Origin of the sequence: Pseudoalteromonas sp. S554 (assembly GCF_005930865.1) — a bacterium.
Classification (GTDB): domain Bacteria; phylum Pseudomonadota; class Gammaproteobacteria; order Enterobacterales; family Alteromonadaceae; genus Pseudoalteromonas; species Pseudoalteromonas marina.
The window spans coordinates 71,984-92,478 of the sequence record NZ_PNDV01000038.1; the positions used below are offsets into that span (position 1 = coordinate 71,984).

Below are 20,495 nucleotides of genomic sequence, written 5' to 3' on the forward strand. Positions count from 1 at the left end.
CCTGTTAAGGTTATTTTGCAAAACTGGGATCAAGCCGATACGCTTTACGTAGCATAGCAGGCCAAGCAAGCTGGCCTCCGGTGCTGCCGCTATGAACCACATTGGCTTGATTATAAATATTGTCGATAATTGGTTGAGGCACGGGAATTACCTCTTGCGAGCTAGCTTGCAGCGCTAATTGTATTTCGCAGGCGCGCTGTAAGTCGTAAAAACGCATAAACGCATCGCCTACAGTAGGGCCTACGGTTAACCCACCATGGTTAACTAATAACATGTGATTAGTTGAGCCTAGATCATCCTGAAGGACTTTGCGCTCATCATCATTAACTGCAAGGCCTTCGTAACCGTGATATGAAAGCGACGGCAATGAAAACATAGAATACTGGCTCAATGGTAATAAGCCCTTTTTTTGCGTAGCCACAGCAATGGTTTCTTTGGTGTGCAGGTGAATAACGCAATGCGCATCTTCTCTTACTTCGTGTATTGCACTATGAATAGTAAAACCAGCAGGATTAATGCTAAACGGAGTGTCGTCGATTATATTCCCGTTTAAGTCTACCTTAACCAAGTTTGACGCGGTTACTTCGTCAAATGTTAATCCAAAAGCATTAACAAGATAATGGTCAGTGCCCGGCAAACGCGCTGATAAATGCGTATAAATTAAATCTCCCCAGCGAAAGTGATCCACTAGCCGGTAACAGGCAGCAAGGTCGACACGAAGTTGCCACTCTTGAGCAGATACTTTATTTTTTAAATCGAGTTGGGGTAAATCAAACATAGTAAGCCTTTTAAAATACACACATAACAAGTGCGAATAGATGTTTAGAAGTCTAAAACACTCTGTTCTTTATAGCAATCAACAAACAAAAACAGCCACACGTGTGTGGCTGTTTTTAAAGGGCGAATAACTGCTTTGCGTTATTTTACTTTAGATAAGTAGTCTGCAATAGCTTCAAACTCTTCGTCTGTTACTGTAGCAACCATTGCTTTCATCGCCATAGACATACCATTATTACGCGCACCCGACTTAATGTCTTTCATTTGCGCAACTAGGTAATCTTTGTTTTGGCCATTAAGTTTAGGGTACATACCCATAATTGGTGCTTTACCATCTGCACCATGGCAGGTTTGACAATTTTTTGCAGTGTAAAGAGCGGCGCCATCGGCAGCAGCTGCATTAAACGAGAAACTTGCGGCTAAACTAATGCCCGCGCCTAGTATTAGTGTTTTCATCTTGCTCATTGTATTTACTCTTCTTTTTTGACGGTTAGAAAAAACTGTTCAATTGATTGTAGTCAACAATCAAATAAAAAGCATACGTTAGAAACGATGCTAGACGATCAACTTAATCCTACACTGCTAGCTCGTTTTATGCTCATAATTAGTTTAGCAAATAAATATGAGCAGACGCTTAACTGATTGTTACCATACTAAATCGTCTGGCACTTCAAAATCTGCGTACGGATCGTCTTCATCTTTTGGTTTATTTTCAGCTTCAACATGAAAAACAATGTATTTTTCGTCAACTTCAGCCACCTTGCGAGCGGGTTCGTCTTCTAATACATAAAACTGCCCTTCTAGGACACAAATTGCTAAACGACCACCCGACAATGCTTTTTGAGTGTTTTCATTCACTTCAATACTTTTAACTTTTTTGTCGTAAGTAAAATTAAAGGTTCGCTCACCACGAATAGCATCTTGGTTGTTGTGCTCTAAAATTTGTTTAACGCGCGCTTCTTGCTCACGCTGTTTAAGGCTAACTTGGCGAACTTGGTTAAGCTCTTCTGCTTTTTTCTGCTGCTCAAGTTTAGTTTGTTGAATATGCTTTTGCAGATCACTAGGGTTACTTGTCGCCCCCTTTTTTTGTTTTTTTTGTTGCTTACGTTTTTCTGATTTAGCAACTTTAGCTTTATGCGATGTTGTTAACCCTGCTTGAAGCAATTGGTCTTGTAATGAACCCATGGCATTGTTCCAGTAAAAACTAATATTACGCTCATTTTAATCATCAACGCGTTTAAATAACAGTGCTATTGGTATTAATCTAACAAACTCCTTCATACTAAGCATGATATAAAGCAATAATCGTACTTTTAATTATCAATTAGAGTTAACTTTCAATACAATTAAGTAGCCAACTAGCTAACTCATAAGCCAAATAATGCGCTTAATTCATCTACTTGCTTGCTCCATTGTTATATTTTTTGTGCTTTATGCACCTCAACCGTTACTGAACTTATTTGCGAGTGAATATAATGTATCGCCTGCCGTTGCTGGTAGCCTTATGACGGCAACCATGCTGCCACTCGCTATTGCACCATTAGTATACGGCTTGTTTTTAGCTAAACAGAATCCTTTAAAAATACTTCGCATTGCAATGATAATACTGAGCTTTAGCTGCTTGCTATTTATATGGGTGCCTAGTTTTGAGCTCTTGCTGTTAGTAAGGTTTTTACAAGGCCTTACTCTTCCCGCAGCATTAACCGCCATGACCAGTTTCATAGGGATAAGCTTTAGCGCTGATACACTTCAAAAAAATATGACACTTTATATAGGCAGCAGTATTGCAGGTGGTTACTTTGGAAGAGTACTTGCTGCACTGTTTAGTGACTTATGGCATTGGCAAAGCTTTTATTACTTAATTGCTTTTATGCTTGTTTTTTTAGCCATATTAATAAAGCCCCAGAAATTCAACAACCTTAGCACCCATGCTCCAAAATCACCTCTAGATTACATCAAACAACTTAAGGAAGGCCCTCTTTTAAAAGTTTACAGCGCTGTGTTTTGTATGTTTTTTTGTTTTGCTGCTTTACTTAATTATTTGCCTTTTATACTGCAAAAAACATTTTTAATTACCAACACCCGTGATATTGGATTAGTTTATAGCGGCTATTTAATTGGTGCTTTGGCATCTATTGCGACGCCTTGGCTACTAAAAAAAGCACCTTCCGCTTGGCACGTATTAGCAGCGACTTTCATTTTTTATAGCCTTAGTATTGTTGCGCTAATAAGCCACCAGCTAAGCGTATTTTTAACTGCATTCACGCTATTTTGTGCGGCTATGTTTATTATTCATTCAACCGCAGCTCCACTGGTCAATCAAATAAGTAAAGCACCACCAAGCGTCACAAACGGAGGGTATGTCTCGTTTTATTACAGTGGCGGGGCTTGTGGCTCGCTATTACCGGGTTTAGTTTATCAACAGTACGGACAAACAGCATTTATGTTTACCTTACTTGTTGTTTGTTTGTGCGGCTTTTTTCTTATTACCTGGGCTTATCTTGACGGTAAAAACATGACACGCGGTTGATGACCCGTATGCTTAAAAAAGGTTTCTAGGTCTGATTTACTCAAAATCCATGTCAGCGTATTTTCAAAGGGGTGGCAGTGAAATAACTCACCAAACCAAATATCTTGATCTAACCACACTGTTACCGCATTTTGTTTGTCGTTAAGTAACGCAAGCATTGATACGCACCCTGGCGCAACTTTTAAATAGGTTGCTAAACGCTCGCTTGAAGCAAACCCTAAACGCGACAACCCTTGCTGTTTTGAAAGCGCTTTTAGATCCAACTGCTTATTATGAGCTGTAATAACTAAAAAATGACGTTTACCTTCGTTATCACGCAAAAATAAATTTTTTAAACGGGTACCTGGACGTTCAAGCAATAATTCATCCGCTGCTAAGCTAGTATGTAAAGGTGGGTGTTCGATAACATCGTAATTAATATTTAAATGCGCTAAACACGCCTCTAATTTTGTTTTGTCCGCTAACATAGTTACAAACAACGCCCTCTTAATTGCACGCTTAGATCTCGCCACAGAACGTCTGTTATTTCATGATTATTAGCGCAGTATTCACGCGTTGTAAGCTCTTGCTTTAATAATTCAACGGCCCGATCTTCTAGTTTTAGTTTTAACACACTCGACTCTTCAAAGTGTTCTTGCTCAATATATTCCTTAACTTCACTGCGAGAAGGTCTGTTATTACGTCCACGATCGAGATTAAAGTTCTCACGGTGCTTAGCTTTAACTGATACAACATAAGCAAATACATTATTTCCTTGCTCATCTTGTTTTTCAAAAAACTGTTTGTTGTTTATTTCAAAAGGCGGCTCTTCATTTGATGCACAACCCGAAAGTAAAACCATCAGTACCAAAACGCTTTTTTTCATTATTTTCTGTCGTTTTAATGAGTAATTAAGCCGAGTCTATCAAAAATTCATCTAAACTGTGAAAATTAGCGAAAAAATACTTGACCAAATTTATAAAAAAACTTAAAGTTCGTCCCGCTTGGAACTCAGCAGCCAAGCGTTTATGTTATGCATAAACTAGGAATGTGGGGCTATAGCTCAGCTGGGAGAGCGCCTGCCTTGCACGCAGGAGGTCAGCAGTTCGATCCTGCTTAGCTCCACCACTTTCCTACTCCTTTCTCAAATATATTCTTTACTTCAAAAACCCCCTAATTCATTCATTTTATTTTGTTTTTCATTTATCTCTATTATCTTGAGTCTTTATCAATTATTAGCTATACATACTTGTATATCTATTAATGCCTTAGGTAAATCATGGACTCTCCAAAACGCTCAACACTTAAAAAGCTTGCAGCTATAGGCTTAACTGCAGGCGCTATAACGCATGTTCCTTATGTTTTTGCTCGTAACAAGGTCACAATAAGAGTGCTTGGCACACATGTAACCTTACAGGACGCAATTCGTAAGCAAGCCATGAGTGATTTAGGCATTAATATTGAATTTACGCCCGCTGGTAGTGCCGCTGTTTTGCAAAGAGCCTCAATGGACCCCAGCTCATTTGATTTATACGAGCAGTGGTCAAACAGTATTAATGTGTTGTGGAATGCAGGCTCAATACAACCCATAGAAAAAAAACGCCTTACTTATTTTAACGAAATAAATAGCCTTACAAAAACAGGAAAGTTATCAGAAGATGCCAATATTGGTGCAGGTGACGCTCCCTTTAAAATATTAAACGTACAACCCGATGGCACACTCAGTGAGCAAGAAAGCGACTTAATAAGCTTTTTACCCTACGTGCACAATGTAGACTCCTTTGGTTATAACACTAAATTTATTAAACCCGGAATTGCCTATGAAACTGAAAGTTGGGGATGGTTACTGGATGAGCAACATAGAGGAAAAGTAGGTATTGTAAATGCGCCTACTATTGGTTTATTTGACTTAGCGCTTGCTGCTAAAGCTAAAGGGCTTGTGAAAATTAACAATATAGGGGCAATGACTCGTATTGAATTGGATAACTTATTTAAGGTACTACTTGAGCTCAAACGCCAAGGCCACTTTAGCGGTTATTGGAACTCAGTGCCTGAATCTGTTCAGTATATGAAAGATGAACGCGTTCATATTGAAAGCATGTTTTCACCTGCGGTATCTGCGCTAAATGGCCAAGGCATAAATGTGCGCTTTGCAGCACCTAAAGAAGGCTACAGAGGCTGGCATGGTGTAATGTGTTTGTCATCACAAACGCATGATAGTGTGAAAGATGCTTCTTACGATTATATGAATTGGTGGTTATCTGGCTGGCCAGGTGCGTTTATTGCTCGCCAAGGTTATTACATAAGCAATCCGCAGCGTTCTAAACCATTACTTTCACAGAATGAATGGGACTATTGGTATGACGGCAAAATCGCAAGCACTGATTTACTAGAAACAAATGGTAATATTGCGGTTAGAAAAGGCGAGCAAAGAAATGGTGGAAGTTACACTAAACGCTTCAGTAATGTTGCAGTATGGAATACCGTTATGCCAACATACGACTACAGTTTACAAAAGTGGTATGAGTTGATAAGTCGCTAATGCGTTCTATTAAATCAAAAATAATTGCGACCTTAGCGGTATTAGCTGGACTGCTTTTTATACAAAGCTATTTATTTAATCACTTACAAAAATCGTTAACCAGCTTACAAAACATTCAAAACAATGCAATTAGCCAAAGTGAGGCTGTAGTAAAACTAGAAAGAGATGTAATGGCCTTACAAAGCCATGCCGTTGCATTTATTGATGACGCTAATAAAAATAATATTGCAAAGTTTAAAACATATTTAGACCAAGCAAATATTCATTTAGGCCAATTAACATTAAACACGCTAGACAAAACCCCTGAATATAAAAATATGCTTACTCGCCTCAGCGAGCACCTAAAAAACTATGAAACAACATTTGAAAAAGTAGTTATTAACAGACAAAAGCGCGAGCAAATATACTCATCTGGATTTAAACAGCCCATTGAAGCGCTACAAAAAAAGGTAATGGCACTTGAGTCACTATCAAATGAAGATAAAAAAATTCTATACAATGATATTTTACTAACCATTAGTAACCTTAAGCATGCAGCTGTCAGCTACCTTTATAAACCTAATTTTGATGAAGCTCAAAATGTGAAGCAAAATCTAGCGTTTTTGCACACAAAAATTAACCGTATGTCAGCTATTAATGACTCCTTGCTTGATAAAACAATTAATCTTAAAAAAACACATAACCAACTAATACTGCTAACACGTAGTTACACCTACTCTGTGAATGTTGTGCTGACAGGGATCGAAAACGAACTTTTATACCTAACTAATAAAATTAAAAGCGCTGAAGAAGAAAAATTAAATTTGGTTAAGTCGCAATTTAATAGTGAATTATCGAAAAAAACCAAGCAAAGCAGCCTATTTACCTTTCTAATTCTGATTATTATTTTGCTGCTTTGTTATTTTATTGTTGCTTTTGTTATTAAACCCCTATCACAGCTTACCTTGCTACTTAATAGTATGAATGAAGGTGAGCCAATTACACTAAAAAATAAGCATACAAAGCTGAGCGAAATTGCATCTGTGTTAAAAGCGGCTAATACACTTTATTTAAAAAGTGAGGAAACGAAGCAATTACTTGATGAAACACGCGCTTTAAATGTAAAAATGGAAGCCATGAATACAGAGCTTACTCAAGCAATAGAGGAAACAAACAAGGCTAATAAAACAAAAATCGACTTTGTGGCAAATATGAGCCATGAACTTCGCACACCAATGAACGGCATATTGGGTATGCTTCAGCTGCTACAAACAAGCAATATGCCAGTAAAGCAGGAACAATATGCTAAAAAAGCATTTTCTAGTGCGCAGAGCCTGCTGCAAGTTTTAAACAATATTTTAGACTTTTCAAAACTCGACTCTAATAACGTCAAACTTGAGAAAATTCCTTTTACACTCGATACGATCGTATCTAACGTTGAAGATTTATTTTCGATTAATGCACAACAAAAAGGACTAGCTCTAAATTGTGTTGTGCATGCCGACAGACACCTGACTCTGTTGGGCGATCCTATACAGCTAAATCAAATAATTAATAATTGTATTGGTAATGCCATTAAGTTTACCGATAAGGGTGAGGTGTCATTAACCATAGAAATCATTTTTCAAAAAGAAAACAAAGTACAGTTGCGCTTTAGCATTAGTGATACCGGAATTGGTATGACGCAAGCCCAATCTGATAGGGTGTTTGAATCATTTGCTCAAGGCGACTCAAGTACAACAAGAAAGTACGGAGGCACAGGGCTTGGTCTAACGATTAGCAAACAGCTAACCAAATTATTAGGTGGTGACATACAAGTAAAAAGCGAACTTGGCAAAGGGAGTGAGTTTTTATTTACCCTTCCATTCACCATTGCTGAACAGCGCGCTGCTCACACTAATAACAAAAAGGCCCCTTTACCTGCAACGGTAGACCTGCCAAAACTAGCGGCCTATCAGGCACTTGTTGTAGATGATAATAAACTTAACCAAGAAATAACCTCTGCAATGCTAAGTAAATTTGATCTTAATACAACAATTGCAAACGATGGGCTAGACGCTATAGATAAAGTATCGGCTCAACATTTTGATATTGTATTTATGGATATACAAATGCCCAATATGGACGGCCTTGAAGCAACAAAAGAGCTAAGAGCTAAAGGCTACAATATGCCTATTATTGCTTTAAGTGCCGCTGTAGAGCCCAGAGATAGAAAAGCAGCCGCTGATGCAGGTATGGATGACTTTTTGGTTAAACCCATTGTATTTGACGCGCTTTACGGAAGCTTAGATAAACACCTAAAAAGTAGAGATAATTTGCAAACAATAAATTTAGTAAAAGCAAAGCAAAACGTTGATAACAATGAAACCTTACTCATGACATTGCTTACTCGGTTTATAGATGATAATAATAACTTTTCAGCGAAGGCTGATTTATTAATAAACAATAATGATGTTGCTACTTTAAAGCGAACGGTGCATACACTGAAGGGGTTAGCGGGTACATTAGGGCTAGAGAAGCTGCAAAAGTGTGCATTAGAGACTGAAAAAGCACTACTTGAGGAAAGTTCGCTTAATATAGATTTATTAAAAGAAAATTTGGCAGCAACGCTTTTTTCTATTAAAGAATTATTAGCGACACTCAATTTGGAAAATATAGAGCCGAAACGACACAATCTCGAAGATGAGCTGGTAGTTATAAATGAGATTCACTCACTAGCATTAGCGTCTCGTCCTATCCCAAACGACCTAAAAAGGCATTTAGAAGCGAATAGCTATGATACTGAACACGGCTTATCAAAACTAATAGAGGCGATTAATAGTTTCGACTATCCGTCTGTAATTTCGATTATTGAAACATATAAAGCAGACACAAAGCATTAATGATTGAGTGATTCAGAATTTAAATACTATGTAAAAAGGATTAACAGTGCATTTAACTCATTCCACCATAAATAAAAGTGAACAAAAAGCGCAGCGACAAAAGCCTTTAATTCTAATTGTTGATGACGAACCAAGTAACTTACATATTTTGGTAGAAGGGCTTTCAACCGACTACGATGTTCGAATATCGACAAGTGGAGAGCAAGCTCTAACGTTTATTGAGTCTACCCGTCCAGATTTAATTTTACTCGACATAATGATGCCGGGAATGAATGGTTATGAAGTGTGCACTATACTAAAAGGGAAACCCAAAACAAAAGGCATTCCCATCATCTTTGTTACGGCGCTTACAGAAGAAGAGTCTGAAGAAAAAGGCTTTGCTATGGGCGCCATAGATTATATTCACAAGCCTTATAAATTAGCCTTGGTCAGAGCTCGCATTCGTACACATATAACAGCACAAGGTATGCTAGACCGATTAATAGAGAAAAACTTTGACCTACATGACAAGCTGCTTGAAATAAAATCTTTAGCAATGGAGCTGGATGTTAGAGAAAAAGAATTAAAGCAGTTATCATCTAAACATCAACTCTTTTTTCACGCACTAACGAGTACAGCTGACGGTGTTGTGATAACTAACAGTACAGGCAAAATCATCGCGGTTAATCCTTCTTTTTGCCGCATCACGGGTTACGATGAAGCTAATTCGTTAAATATGCATATTCACGATATCAAACAAAATAACCAGCCAAATATAAACTTTGAACAAGTATGGCAACACGCAAGTGAAGCCGGCTACTGGAGTGGTGAGTTAGTTACCCGACGCAAAAGTGGTGAGTTATACCCTGAATTGCTAACGTTGAGCCTTGTAAAAAATGAACACGATACCAACGATCACTACATCGGTGTATTTAGCGATATATCAAGCCTAAAAGTGACCCAGGAGCGAATAGATTACTTAACTTGGCATGACGAATTAACCGCCCTACCTAACCGTAACAGCTTCTTAAAGCAGTTAGAGCAGCAATTACAAAGCTGTTCCACTGACAAAAATTTTGCCTATATTTTTATTATCGATGTAGATGGGTTTCACTCGTTTAATGATGGAATGGGCCTGCTAGCCGGTGACCATGTCCTAAAAGAACTAACTAAGCGTATCCATACAAATACTGATAATAATGATATTATTGCTCGCTTGGGAAGCGATGCCTTTGCAACGTTGTCTGTCCTAGATAAAGGCATTGGCAGAGCAAGAGCTCAAATTATTGCAGAGAAAAAAGCACAAGAAATTCTTACATCCGTAAGACTGCCTTTTTTTGTTGATTTAAAGGAAGTTAGCCTAACAGTAAGTATTGGTATGTACATATTCCCGCAACATGGGCAATGGGAAAGCGCTATCGAGACTATCAGAAACTGTGAAGCTGCCTGCTATAAAGCAAAAGAGAAAGGGGGTAACCGAGTTACATTTTTTGACACCTCATTTGGTGAACAAGCAAAAAGACGTTTCGAAATTGAGCAAGATCTACGCAAAGCAATCGCTTATAACGAGTTATCGCTTCATTTACAGTCTCAATATGATAATGATCAAATTTTAAAAGGAGCTGAGGTTTTACTTCGTTGGCAACACACGACAAAAGGCTTTATTAGCCCCGGTGAGTTTATTTCTATTGCTGAAGAGTCTGACGTTATTTATGACTTAGATTGCTGGGTATGTGAAAATGCCTTAAAAACATTAGCTAAGATTAATCAAACACACCCTCACTTAAGTTTATCAATAAACATAAGTGGTCGACATTTCCATGAGCCACGCTTTTTAGCCTTTTTAGTTGAACAGCTAACAATTAATAATGTTATTGCGTCGCAACTCACTATAGAGATTATTGAAGGTACGCTACTAAATAATATGGACTCTGCTATTGAAGCTGTGCATAACCTCAAAAAGTTGGGTGTAAAAGTCTCAATTGATGATTTTGGAACTGGCTATTCAAGCCTCACATATTTAAAGCAATTACCAATTCAAGAGCTTAAAATAGACCGTTCTTTTGTGCTCGAAGCGCCAACAAATAAAAATGATAAGTTAATAATTGATATGATTGTGAGTTTGGGACGTTTATTTGAATTAGACGTTGTTGCAGAGGGTGTCGAAAACCAATCACACTTCGATTTACTACAGGAATACCCGGAGGTGATACTACAGGGTTATCACTTGCATAAACCTGAGCCAGTAAACGATTGGCTAGCTAAATTAAAGTGATTTTTATCAAAAATAAAAAGCCGAGCTATGCTCGGCTTTTGTAAAATTAATATAAAATTTATTCGCGAACTTGGCCTTCGCCATTCACTAAATATTTTTCTGTTGTGAGTGATTCAAGCCCCATAGGGCCATACGCATGAAGCTTAGATGTAGCAATGCCAATCTCTGCACCCAATCCTAACTGTGAACCATCAGAAAAACGAGACGATGCATTCACCATCACAACTGACGCATCTACACTACGTTGAAATAACTCAGCTGCGGCTTGGTTTTTAGTACAAATCACTTCTGTGTGATTTGAGCCAAATTGAGCAATATGCTCAACAGCGGCTGAAAATGTAGGTACTACGCGTATCGCGATTTCTAAGTCTAGGTACTCTTCACCAAACTCATCATCAGCTAAAACAGTTGCATCATCAAAGTATTTGGCAGCAAAGCTATCAGCATTGATCTTTACACCTTCTTGACGAAGTACTACCGCACATAAATTTAGGAACTCATCTGCGATATCTTCATGTACAACCAAACCTTCAAGTGCATTACATACACCCGTTCGTTGTGTTTTACCATTAAGTAATAAATTAATCGCAACCTCTAGGTCTGCGTCTTTATCGACATACAAATGACATACGCCTTTGTAATGCTGAATAACAGGAATGGTACTGTTCTCGGTAACAAAGTTAATCAACCCTTCACCGCCGCGAGGAATGATTAAATCGATGCTATCACGTTGCTGCATCAACTCCATAAGAAGTGCACGATCGGGATCTGGAATAACCGAGATTAATGAAACGGGTAAGTTGTGCTTTTCAAGTACGCTGTGCATTACACTGGCAATCGCTTGTGAGCTTTTGAGCGCCTCTTTACCACCGCGTAAAATAACGCCATTACCCGATTTAAAGCACAAAGCACCAGCGTCTGCGGTCACATTAGGGCGTGCTTCATAAATCATACAAACAACACCAAGTGGTACGCGCATTTTACGAATTTTAATACCATTAGGTCGTTCGGTGATTTCACGAAGTTGACCCACCGGATCATCCAGGCTTACTATAACTTCTATCCCTTCAGCCATCGATTCTATGCGTTCATCGTTCAGAGTTAGACGATCAACCATTGCCGCTGGCAAATTGTTGTCGCGCGCAGCGCTTAAATCACTTTCGTTTTCTTGAATTATAAATGCTTTTTGCTCTCTTAATGCCGCAGCCATTTCTGTTAACACTTGGTTTTTTGTCTCGGTGTCGAGTAAAGCAAGTGTATTTGCAGCTTTAGCTGCCTGACGCGAAATATCCGTAATTAAACTCATGACTTCTCCAATAATGCGATATCTTTTTCTGAAATAACAGGTCCAATAGAATCCTGCATTTTTTCACTAAATTCACTTTGTTCGTTGTCTGCAATGAAATTCAACAAACAACTACTGTAATTTGCGGTCGCTTTAGCTAAACGCGTACCATCTTCACTTCTAACGAGTATGGTGTCGCCAATTGCAAACTCACCATGTACTTCAACAATTTCATCGCCGCGAATTATGCCTGTTTCACCTTCGATTGATTCATCAAATGTTCCATCTACCACAACTTCACCTTGCTCATTCGCAGTGTGTGTCATCCAATGCACAGAATCTTGCATTGGTTTTTCGTATGGTAAAAATATTGTTCCAGGGTTGTCACCCTCTAATAAACGATTAAATGTCTCTTCTTTAAAACCATTAATTATATATGTTGCGATTCCGTGTGATGTTGCTTTTTCTGCCGCTTCTATTTTAGTTTTCATACCGCCAGTACCTACCGCGCTAGTAGCACATCCTGCCATGGCGTAAATAGAATCATCAATTGATTTTATTTCAGGTAATAAAACAGCATCGTCATGAAGATTTGGGTTTTTATCGTATAAACCATCTACGTCTGAAAAAATGAGTAAAGCGTCTGCATCAGCCGCTGCTGCAACCATTGCTGATAAATTATCGTTGTCACCTACTTTAAGGTCATCGGTAGTTACCGCATCATTTTCATTAATGATAGGTAAAACACCATGCTCTAATAATGTAAACACGGTTTCACGAATACTTTGATAACGCTCTCGGTCGCGCAAATCACCATGAGTTAGCAAAAGCTGGGCAGATGGAAAATCAAAAAAGCGGTCCCACATAGCAATCATTTCAGTTTGACCAGCGGCGGCCATTGCTTTTTTTAATACAACTGAACGGGGTTGGTCCGAAGGGAATAGGTGCGAACCTGCCGCAACAGAGCCTGATGAAACTAAAATGACCTCAATGCCGCGAGCACGACAACGAACAATAAACTGTGCGATAGTAAGTATGTAACGAGAACGACAACCGTCTTGATCTGGAGCAATAAGTGCGCTACCTACTTTTAAAACAATGCGTCGCCAATTTAACTTTTGCATAAGTCTTCTACTTTCCATTTTATCGGTGCTCAGTGTTAATGAGCTAAACTAAATAGCTACCAATATATGTAGCTTCGAATTTGTGTTTTTTGGCAACACTTTTAAACACACACAAGAAAGCCAAAATCTAAAAGCAAGGCTTTAAATTTAAGCTCAGATATAAAAAGCAGATACCTTGCAATGAAAGTAATGCCTATAAGAAAGTTTAAAAAGTGTTGTTTATGCATCGCTGTAAAAAGCCTTGGTGACTTTTTTATTAACAACATACATAGAGCCTCTAAAGTCTGGTACACCAACAGATAGGGTGAAGACTAAAGGACCGAGATTTAACCGCCACGATGGGGGTTAAACATTGAAAGATATCAATTCAACTCAAACTTTAAGTGCTTGAGATAAACCGTATCAAGTAATCAAATAAATTATATTTTAGACGTTCAAATACTGAACCAGCTTCTAAATAACGATTATACCTAGCAAATATGACCGTAACATTAATGACGAATTTATTTCCCAGATAATTTAATTAGACACCTAATTATTCGAACTCGAAGTATAATACGCTAAATTAGGTCGTAAGATCAAGGCTAAAATTCAAACGACCATATTAAAAAGCGTTTAGTAACAAACTTTTTTACTTTCAAATCATGAAGATAGAAGGTGTTATTGATAATTTATAAAATATTTAGCAACGCTAACCATAATTAATACGTACTAATATTTTGTTAGCGGCTAAAATTAAATAGTAATAGTTGATTTTCCCGTGTATACCCCTTTAATAACAACTAAAATCGTTATACTTTAAATAAAATCATAATAAGGAATTCTTAATCTATGTCAGCAATTTACATAGCCGGTATCGCACTCTGCTCAGTGCTTGCCCAATGGGTAGCGTGGGCATTTAGAGTACCCGCTATTCTTTTTTTATTGCTCACTGGCCTGTTACTTGGGCCATTTAGTGGTGTTTTAGACCCTGATGCACTTTTAGGCGACTTACTCTTCCCTGTCGTATCATTAAGTGTGGCTGTTATTTTATTTGAAGGCGCCCTTACCCTTCACTTTAGGGAGTTAAAGGGAATTGGTAAAGTAGTCAGAAACCTATGCTCCATTGGTATGATTGCAACTTGTGTTGTAATTAGTTTAAGTGCCTATTGGTTACTTGAACTCAATTGGCGGGTTGCTGCTGTGCTCGGCGCAGTGCTTGTGGTAACAGGCCCGACAGTAATAGCGCCTTTACTAAACTCCATGCGCCCCACACAAGACATAGACCGCATTCTACGCTGGGAAGGGATTGTTATTGACCCTATCGGGGCATTGTTTGCTGTACTGGTATTTGAAGCAGTAATGTTAGTAGGCCAAGGCGAGGTACTAAGCCATACTATTGTTGCTTTAGTTAAAACTGTTGGAGTTGGTCTAACAATAGGGGTAGCAGCAGGCTGGGTTACAACTCAATTAATGCGCCGAGAATGGTTGCCATTTGAATTACATAAGTTTGGTATTTTAGCGCTGGTATTAATTAGCTTTTCTGTATCAAACTACTTAAGCCATGAGTCAGGCTTATTGGCCGTAACGGTATTTGGTATTTGGCTTGCGAATCAAGATGACCTAGAAATAGACTCTGTTTTAGAGTTTAAAGAAGACTTGTCGATGATTCTTATATCAACGCTTTTCATCTTACTCGCAGCCCGTTTGCAGCTTTCCGACTTAATGATGTTAGACAGTGATGTATTTATTTTTTTAGCGATTGTGTTATTTGTAGCCCGCCCTTTATGTATTGCTATCTCTACCTTTGGTACCGACTTACCAATTAAATCTCGCTTAGTACTCGCCTGGATTGCGCCAAGGGGTATTGTAGCAGCCGCTGTTGGTTCAGTGTTTGCACTTAGTATGATGGAAGCGGGTGTGGCTGATGCAGAAAAAATGGTTCCACTTATTTTTACAGTTATTATTATAACTGTTGTACTACAAAGCTTAACCGCAATCCCCGTGGCAAAGTTACTAGGTGTACGTCAACCATCACCTAATACTATTTTAATTATTGGGGCTAACCATGTGTCACGTGCAATAGGGCGAGGTTTAAAAGAGCAAAATATTCCTGTCCACCTTTCAGATCCTGCTTGGGAAAACTGCAAAATGGCACGTATGGATGGCTTGCCTTGCTATTATGGTAATCCGCAATCAGAGCATGCTGAACGATACTTACCGCTTACAACTGTCCGAAGTGTTTTAGCGCTTTCACCAAACAGGCATCACAATGCATTAGGTGTGCAGTATTTTTCACATTTACTCAATGAAAAAAACGTGTTTTCGCTACGCTCATCAACAACACACGCTAAAGCTAATAAAGACAGTGCGACCTTTTTATCGCGTCAAATATTATTTGGGGATGAAGGTTCGTACGCTCGCTTAAGCAGTGTCATTGCTAAAGGCGGAAAAGTAAGTGCTACACGTATTTCAGATGAGTTTAGCTGGGAGCAATACTTAGAAATGAACCCTGAGGCTATCCCTTTATTTATTCTCAAAGGAGATAAAGACAACGATGACGATACACCAGCTAAAGTAACACCATTCACACTTAATATGGACAAACCACCTCAAGAAGGTGAGCGTATTGTGGCACTGCACCCCCCAAAAATGTCGTTATTAAAAGACCCACAACTTAAAGACAAAGAATAAAGTTAATTAAAATAACGCTCACAAAAAAGCCCTAATTTTATTAGGGCTTTTTTCTAAATTTACAGCAACTCGCTTAGTTAAAGTTTATTCTTGATTAGTATTACATAGGTAACCGAGCGCGCTCTACGACACTATCAGGCATTTTTTGCGCAAGCTTAGTTAGGGCGTTTTCAATTTTTTTATGCGTTGCTTTATCTGCTACCATTGCATTAAACAACCAACGGTATGCATCTTCAAAATCCCGTGGGCTACCGTAGCCATCATTGAACAACTTCACTAAACGTAACTGCGCTTTTAAGTTACCTTGTGTAGAAGCTTCACGTAAATACGTAATAGCCATGGCTTTATCTTGTTGAACTAGCCTTCCGGTATCGTAATAGCGACCTAACTGCTCAAGCGCTGCCGCTAAGCCTTGCTCAGCAGACTTTCTCATATAATACACGCCTAGCTCTACATTTCGCTCAACACACACATTATAAGCAAGCATATCGCCATATAAAAATTGATAGGATGGCAATGCCATTTTATTGGCTCGCGCTTCAATATCTTGAACTAGCTGGCAATCATCTGCCTTTACACGCTGCAAATGCACATTTTTATTTATTAACGCGATAAGCTCTGATTCAGTGTATAGCGGTACTGCAGCAGGTGATTCATCTGCTAACGTATTGGAAGATATAAATAAAGACACTGACACTAAGGGCACAGCTAATAACGAACTTTTTAAAAATAGGCGCATGTTCACCACGTACAAAAATTATCTTACTAAATAATATACAAAGATCGTTCCAAGGTGAATTTTAGACACAAAAAAAGCTGCATTTAGCAGCTTTTTTTATATTTATGGTAATTAAGCAAACGGGTTGCGAAGTACCATCGTTTCTACGCGGTCTGGACCTGTAGAAATAATATCAATTGGAACACCAGTGATTTCTTCAATACGCTTGATGTAATCAATTGCAGCTTTCGGTAAGCCTTCAAGTGAAGTTACACCCACAGTATTTTCAGACCAACCCGGCATCTCTTCATATACCGGTGTTACTTTCTCGTAACCTTCAGCAGCTAATGGTGTTACGTTTGTAACAGTGCCATCTTCAAGCTGGTAGCCAGTACAGATTTTCAATGTTTCTAAGCCATCTAAAACATCAAGCTTAGTTAAACAAAAACCTGAAATACTGTTGATTTGAACTGCACGGCGCATTGCCACTGCATCTAACCAACCAGTACGACGAAGACGACCTGTAGTAGCACCAAACTCATGACCTTTGTCACCTAAGTGCTTACCAACTGGGTCTTGCTTATCAAGGCCATCGTAAAGCTCTGTAGGGAAAGGGCCCGAACCAACACGTGTTGTGTACGCTTTGATAATACCTAACACGTAGTCAAGGTTTAGTGGACCAAAACCAGCACCAGTTGCAACGCCACCAGCGGTCGTGTTTGACGAAGTTACATAAGGATAAGTACCGTGATCGATATCAAGTAATGTACCTTGCGCACCTTCAAATAAAATGTGCTCACCTGCTAAACGTGTTTGGTCTAAAAGCTCAGTTACATCTACAACCATTGCTTTTAAGATATCTGCAACAGCCATTGCATCATCAAACGTTTTTTGGAAATCTACAGCGTCTACTTTGTAGTAATTAACTAATGTGAAGTTATGGTACTCAAGAACTTCTTTTAGTTTAGCTGCAAATAATTCAGGATTAAATAAGTCGCCTACGCGTAAACCGCGACGTGCTACTTTATCTTCATACGCAGGACCAATGCCACGGCCAGTTGTGCCAATTGGCTTGTCGCCACGAGCTGTTTCGCGGGCTACATCTAATGCAACATGGAAAGGCAAAATTAGCGGACATGCTTCACTTATTAAAAGACGTTCGCGTACTGGTACGCCACGCTCTTCAAGCATGCCAATTTCTTTCATTAGCGCTTCTGGTGATAAAACAACACCATTACCAATCACACATTTAACATTGTCACGTAATACACCCGATGGAATAAGGTGTAGAACCGTCTTTTTACCTTCGATAACTAAAGTATGACCTGCATTGTGGCCACCTTGATAACGAACTACTAAAGATGCTTTGTCCGTAAGGAGGTCAACTACCTTACCCTTACCTTCGTCACCCCATTGGGTGCCTAATACAACAACGTTTTTACCCATTGTAAATTCACTTAGAGAAAATTAGGACGAGATTTTACCAGAAAACCCAAGCAAAGATCACCCCTGTTCAGCTTATTTTTTCTGCGAAGAATTATTAAATTAAAATATGAGTAAATAACCACATATATAACAGTGATTTAAAGTTGTAGATTGTATTCAACAAAAAGCCCCGCAAGTGCGGGGCTTTAAAATTTAAAAGTATAAATATAGTCTACTGCGCTTTAGCGCCTTTCATATATTGGAAGAAGTCACTGTCTGGTGAAAGTACCATCACGTCTTGCTTACCTTTAAACGTTTTCTTATACGCTTCTAAAGAACGTACAAAGCTGAAAAACTCTGGATCTTTATTATATGCATTTGCATAAATAGCGGCAGCATCTGCATCACCTTGACCACGTACTGAGCGTGAGTTACGTTCAGCGTCTGCAAGCATAACTGTCACTCGACGGTCAACGCTAGCACGAATAGTCTCCGCTTTTTCCTGACCTTCAGAGCGGTGCTCTTTAGCAACGGCAGTACGCTCAGCACGCATACGTTGATAAATCGAACTACTTACTTCTTGAGGCAAATTAATTTGCTTAACACGTACGTCTAGCACTTCAATACCTAACTCGCGGGCACTTTCAGATGCTTGAACTAATGCTTCTTCCATAAGCTCACTACGCTCACCTGATACAATTTCACGAATTGTGCGTGTACCAAAGTTAGTACGAAGTCCGTTATTAACCTTTTGCTCAAGTAACGTTTCAGCATATTGCTTGTCGCCACGTGCACGTAAGTAAAAAGCACTAAAGTCGTTAACACGCCATTTAACAAACGAATCAACAATTAAGTCTTTCTTCTCACTTGTCACAAAACGATCTGGCGTTCCATCTAGCGTTTGAATACGTGCATCAATACGACGTACTTGGCTAAAAAATGGGACTTTCAAATGCAAACCTGGGCCATAAACAACCGCTTGATCATCGTCATCTTTTTGTACTTTACTGAACAATAGCACAATTGCTTTTTGCCCTTCAGGTACAACAAATACCGATGAGAAAGACATCACAATGGCAACTAGTAGTATTACTAAACTAAAATTTTTCATTATGCTTATCTCCCCTAGTTAAAGCGATCGTTGTTAAAGCGGTCGTTGCTGCTATTAACGGTGCTGTTACGTGATGTATTTACTTTGTTTCTTAAGTCTTGAATGTCACTTGAGCTTGGTAACGCAACACGTGTTGCAGTGCCTTGCTTTTCCATGATTTTATCAAGAGGTAAGTACATCATGTTATTACCACCCTTCACATCAACCAACACCTTAGAACTGCTACCTAACACTTCTTCCATTGCATCAATGTATAAGCGTTCACGCGTTACTTCTTTAGCCGCTAAATACTCAGGTAATAGCTTTTCAAAACGAGCAACCTCACCTTGCGCTTCCAGTGTAATACGCTCTTGGTAACCTTCAGCTTCTTGTGTCATACGTGTTACTTGACCACGTGCACGCGGTTCAATTTCACGCGCATACGCTTCTGCTTCACGGATGAAACGCTCTTCATCTTCTTGTGCTGCAATCGCATCATCAAACGCATCTTTAACTTCAGTAGGTGGGCGAGAATCTTTAAAGTTAACATCAGTAACAATTAAACCAAGATTGTATGGTTCGATTACCTTGTTAAGCTCATCCCATGTGTTTTGACGCACTTCTTCGCGGCCGTTCGTTAAAACTTGGTCCATTTTTGCATGACCCACAACATAACGCAGTGCACTGTCTAGCGCTTCTTCTAAACTGCTATCAGCATTCGTTACGCTAAACTTGTAAAGGTATGGGTCAATAACACGGTATTGCACCTGAAACTCAACACTTACCACGTTTTCATCTTCAGTAAGCATAAAGCCAGACGCCGACAGTGAACGAACGGCTTCGATATCAACTGGGATAACCGTTTCAATAAACGTCATTTTCCAACGCAGGCCTGGTTCAGCAATTCGGTCATATTTACCAAACTGCAAAACAACACCACGTTCGGCTTCTTTAACCGTATAAATACCACTTAACGCCCACACAATAGCGGCGATAATGAGGATAAATGAAATACCGGCTCCGCCAAGTCCGCCACCGCTTCCATTGCCGGATTTTTTACCGCCAAATAAGCCGCCGAACTTGTTACTAAACTTACGGAACACCTCGTCTAAATCAGGTGGGCCTTGATCACGTCCGCCTTTATTGTTCCACGGATCTTTGTCATTGCCATTATTACCCGGTTCATTCCAGGCCATAGCTATACTCCATTGTTATCTAAATAAATTAGGAAATTGTG

At 39.0% G+C, this 20,495-nt stretch carries 16 protein-coding genes and 1 tRNA gene; 6 read left to right on the top strand and 11 right to left on the bottom strand.

Going from position 1 to position 20,495, the window contains the following annotated elements:
• Positions 1–10 precede the first annotated feature (10 nt).
• The 3 genes from CWB65_RS10010 to CWB65_RS10020 all read right to left on the bottom strand — a co-directional run bounded on the left by CWB65_RS10010 (position 11) and on the right by CWB65_RS10020 (position 1,962).
• Entirely contained in the window at positions 11–778 is a 768-nt protein-coding gene (locus tag CWB65_RS10010) for a class II aldolase/adducin family protein (protein ID WP_006791222.1), read from the bottom strand.
• A 140-nt stretch (positions 779–918) separates the two neighbouring features.
• Positions 919–1,242 carry a c-type cytochrome gene (locus tag CWB65_RS10015; protein ID WP_008128263.1) on the bottom strand — a complete coding sequence of 108 codons (324 nt, stop codon included), beginning with the start codon at positions 1,240–1,242 and terminating at the stop codon, positions 919–921.
• 180 nt (positions 1,243–1,422) lie between these two features.
• Positions 1,423–1,962 carry a DUF2058 domain-containing protein gene (locus tag CWB65_RS10020; protein WP_006791224.1) on the bottom strand — a complete coding sequence of 180 codons (540 nt, stop codon included), beginning with the start codon at positions 1,960–1,962 and terminating at the stop codon, positions 1,423–1,425.
• A 196-nt stretch (positions 1,963–2,158) separates the two neighbouring features.
• On the opposite strand from CWB65_RS10020, the gene CWB65_RS10025 reads away from it, so the two are divergent.
• Positions 2,159–3,307 (top strand): MFS transporter, encoded by a 1,149-nt coding sequence (locus CWB65_RS10025; protein ID WP_008128254.1) that lies wholly within the window; start codon positions 2,159–2,161, stop codon positions 3,305–3,307.
• Here the strand turns inward: CWB65_RS10025 and CWB65_RS10030 are convergent.
• Together CWB65_RS10030 and CWB65_RS10035 are read right to left on the bottom strand one after the other, a co-directional pair.
• A complete protein-coding gene (locus CWB65_RS10030; protein WP_008128252.1) occupies positions 3,274–3,774 on the bottom strand; it encodes a prolyl-tRNA synthetase associated domain-containing protein in 501 nt (166 codons plus the stop codon). The genes CWB65_RS10025 and CWB65_RS10030 overlap by 34 nt on opposite strands.
• A gap of 2 nt (positions 3,775–3,776) precedes the next feature.
• Positions 3,777–4,172 carry a putative periplasmic lipoprotein gene (locus CWB65_RS10035; protein ID WP_039037961.1) on the bottom strand — a complete coding sequence of 132 codons (396 nt, stop codon included), beginning with the start codon at positions 4,170–4,172 and terminating at the stop codon, positions 3,777–3,779.
• Positions 4,173–4,338: 166 nt separating this feature from the next.
• On the opposite strand from CWB65_RS10035, the gene CWB65_RS10040 reads away from it, so the two are divergent.
• The 4 genes from CWB65_RS10040 (at position 4,339) to CWB65_RS10055 (ending at position 10,943) form a co-directional block, all read left to right on the top strand.
• A tRNA-Ala gene (locus tag CWB65_RS10040) sits at positions 4,339–4,414 on the top strand.
• Between the two features lie 151 nt (positions 4,415–4,565).
• Positions 4,566–5,828, top strand: a complete 1,263-nt coding sequence (locus CWB65_RS10045) for an ABC transporter substrate-binding protein (protein ID WP_008128248.1) — start codon at positions 4,566–4,568, stop codon at positions 5,826–5,828.
• Positions 5,828–8,689, top strand: a complete 2,862-nt coding sequence (locus tag CWB65_RS10050) for an ATP-binding protein (RefSeq protein WP_138740504.1) — start codon at positions 5,828–5,830, stop codon at positions 8,687–8,689. Before CWB65_RS10045 ends, CWB65_RS10050 begins: the two co-directional genes overlap by 1 nt.
• 46 nt (positions 8,690–8,735) lie before the next feature.
• A complete protein-coding gene (locus CWB65_RS10055; protein WP_138740505.1) occupies positions 8,736–10,943 on the top strand; it encodes a two-component system response regulator in 2,208 nt (735 codons plus the stop codon).
• Positions 10,944–11,001: 58 nt separating this feature from the next.
• On the opposite strand, the gene CWB65_RS10060 is transcribed toward CWB65_RS10055, so the two are convergent.
• Positions 11,002–12,249 (bottom strand): glutamate-5-semialdehyde dehydrogenase, encoded by a 1,248-nt coding sequence (locus tag CWB65_RS10060; RefSeq protein WP_138740506.1) that lies wholly within the window; start codon positions 12,247–12,249, stop codon positions 11,002–11,004.
• Positions 12,246–13,352 (bottom strand): glutamate 5-kinase, encoded by a 1,107-nt coding sequence (gene proB / locus CWB65_RS10065; protein ID WP_006791232.1) that lies wholly within the window; start codon positions 13,350–13,352, stop codon positions 12,246–12,248. Before proB ends, CWB65_RS10060 begins: the two co-directional genes overlap by 4 nt.
• 831 nt (positions 13,353–14,183) lie before the next feature.
• Between proB and CWB65_RS10070 the strand changes: the two genes are divergently transcribed.
• Positions 14,184–16,025, top strand: coding sequence for a cation:proton antiporter (locus tag CWB65_RS10070; RefSeq protein WP_138740507.1), 1,842 nt, complete (start codon positions 14,184–14,186; stop codon positions 16,023–16,025).
• A 100-nt stretch (positions 16,026–16,125) separates the two neighbouring features.
• On the opposite strand, the gene CWB65_RS10075 is transcribed toward CWB65_RS10070, so the two are convergent.
• The 4 genes from CWB65_RS10075 to hflK all read right to left on the bottom strand — a co-directional run bounded on the left by CWB65_RS10075 (position 16,126) and on the right by hflK (position 20,454).
• Positions 16,126–16,764, bottom strand: coding sequence for a tetratricopeptide repeat protein (locus CWB65_RS10075; protein WP_138740508.1), 639 nt, complete (start codon positions 16,762–16,764; stop codon positions 16,126–16,128).
• 111 nt (positions 16,765–16,875) lie between these two features.
• Positions 16,876–18,189 carry an adenylosuccinate synthase gene (locus CWB65_RS10080; RefSeq protein WP_008128387.1) on the bottom strand — a complete coding sequence of 438 codons (1,314 nt, stop codon included), beginning with the start codon at positions 18,187–18,189 and terminating at the stop codon, positions 16,876–16,878.
• 211 nt (positions 18,190–18,400) lie between these two features.
• Entirely contained in the window at positions 18,401–19,279 is an 879-nt protein-coding gene (hflC, locus tag CWB65_RS10085; RefSeq protein WP_006791238.1) for a protease modulator HflC, read from the bottom strand.
• A 14-nt stretch (positions 19,280–19,293) separates the two neighbouring features.
• On the bottom strand, positions 19,294–20,454 hold the full coding sequence (gene hflK / locus CWB65_RS10090; protein ID WP_006791239.1) for an FtsH protease activity modulator HflK: 1,161 nt from the start codon (positions 20,452–20,454) through the stop codon (positions 19,294–19,296).
• Positions 20,455–20,495 lie beyond the last annotated feature (41 nt).